The 2,097-nt window shown below is 37.4% G+C and carries 1 protein-coding gene and 1 pseudogene; both read left to right on the top strand.

Features of this window, described 5'->3' with window-relative positions; all coding sequences use genetic code 11:
- A pseudogene (locus tag DO88_RS0118490) lies at positions 1 to 892 on the top strand (transposase); the annotation flags it as partial.
- Between the two features lie 235 nt (positions 893 to 1,127).
- Positions 1,128 to 1,991 (top strand): ImmA/IrrE family metallo-endopeptidase, encoded by an 864-nt coding sequence (locus DO88_RS00585; RefSeq protein WP_033041119.1) that lies wholly within the window; start codon positions 1,128 to 1,130, stop codon positions 1,989 to 1,991.
- The last annotated feature ends 106 nt before the right edge of the window (positions 1,992 to 2,097 follow it).

Raw genomic sequence — 2,097 nt, 5'->3', positions numbered from 1 at the left:
GAAAACAGGCAGTAAAGGCAAGCCAGTTAAAAGTAATATCACTGACCCTGATAGCGCGAAGATGACGACCTCAAAAGGGACAATTTAAGGCTACAACGGCATAGCGATAAACGATGATAAACACCAAATTATCCTGCAAGCACAAGCGTGGGGCTCAGTAGGCGAGCAACAAACTCTGCAGCCAGCCGTTGCACAATTAAAACAGCAACTCGCTAAACTCAATACAGAAAAAATGGCAGATGAGCATACCATCAAATTCACCGCAGACAGTGGGTTTAACAGCGAAGTGAACCTTGAATATATGGCGAAAAGTGGGTTCGATACCTACATTGCGGATAATCAGTTTAGAAAACGAAATCCGCTGTTTAAAGACAGCGAAACATACGAAACAGAGCAAGAAAAGCGTCGATTAAAACGCAGTAAAGGCAAGCCACGATTATTTACCTCAGACGATTTTCATTATGATGAAGCAACCCAAACCTGCCGCTGCCCCGCAGGCAATGATATGTGGCGAAGTGGGGTTAATGTAAAAAGTCATAACCAACAATACACCCGGTTCTGCGGTTACTTAAAAGATTGTAAAGCGTGCCCGCTACAACAGCAATGTATGCGAAAGCCGCCTATTAAAACAGGGCGACAAGTTCAGTTTATAAATAATGAATCACGCAAAAAGCTGAGCTATGTAGACAAAATGAAAGTAAAAATAGATAGCCCCATAGGGCGACGACAATACAGTAAGCGATTAGGCTGTATTGAGCCAGTGTTCGGAAACATTACAGTGAATAAAGGGATGAATAAATTGACCTTACGGGGTCAAACGAAAGTGAACGCCCAATGGCAACTGTATTGCCTTGTTCATAATATAGAAAAGCTGCAAAACACGATGCATTAAGAGAGGCAACCCCTTTTAAGCCAAGATAAAGCCACTGAAACACCCGTAACTCCTTCCAAAACGCCAGTTAAAACAATACCAAACCAGCTTTTATATTCTATGAAAAATACAGTAATCAATTGAATCAAAATAGGAACTCAGCTATGGTCTATTTATCAATAAAAATAAATTTAAAAACGAGTTAATCTACAGGCTCGTTAGGCATTCAAGTGGAAAACTTCAAGGTTCAGTTTTTATGAATAGTATTAAAGGTATTGAAATAGCTAAAGCTGCTTTTTCCGACATAGAATCATTTTTCTATCACAGCTCTAATTTCATTATAAAAAAAGAGCTCAATGTTACAAATATGCGCGAGCATGCAAGTTATGCTGGGGTTGATGAACATTCGAGAATAAAACTATCTATAGATCTTTGCTCTAATGAAAACCTTAGCCTAGAGGATTATTTCTTCACGTTGCTTATTATTAGTCACGAGTTAGCTCACTATTTAAACTTTCATAATTCACACAAGGATGTTGAAACAATTGATAGTGTGGCAATAGAAGCTCGGGCTGATAATTTTGGAGCACAAATATTTTTAACTTTAATAACTTTTGGAAAATCAACCAAGAAAAATATGCACCTAATCTCCAGCAATATAGATCAAGAAATACTTTCCGTGGAAATAGGAAAAGCGATAGGTAAGCTCTTTACATCTTTATTCTCTAATAATAACAGCTCAAAATATCCAAGCCCTGAACATAGAGTGTTTTTATTGATAGCAGGTTGTTTATCATTTTTTAATAGGTTTTTTGGAGGGTTAAGTGAGGCTTGGACAATTCAATTTATGCTTAGAGTTATGAACAATGGAACCCCCTCCATGATGCAAGCAGAAACAGATGTTGAAGATAAAGCTAAACAAATATCTTTAAGAATTGATGAGATTCATAAAGGTTTACAGTTAAAAAATGTATTTATGGTTAGTGGTTTAAAACCAGTGTTTGGTTATTTTTTGACATCCAACTTTAATTTATCTGATCAGAAAAGAGAACAACACAAAGTGCAACTGGAAAAGATGGTCTCCAGTTTTTCAATATTACAAAGCACAGAAAATGCCTAACAACACGCCCTGAGGTGGACAGCAAGCGCTAAAGCTCACTTTCCACCGCAAATTTTAACAGCGGTGATCCCTTACTTTTCAATGCGGTTAAGTAAGTTGATTCATC

Source organism: Pseudoalteromonas sp. S3431 (assembly GCF_000690035.1).
GTDB classification, from domain to species: domain Bacteria; phylum Pseudomonadota; class Gammaproteobacteria; order Enterobacterales; family Alteromonadaceae; genus Pseudoalteromonas; species Pseudoalteromonas fuliginea.
This window is presented reverse-complemented; position numbering and strand designations above follow the sequence as displayed.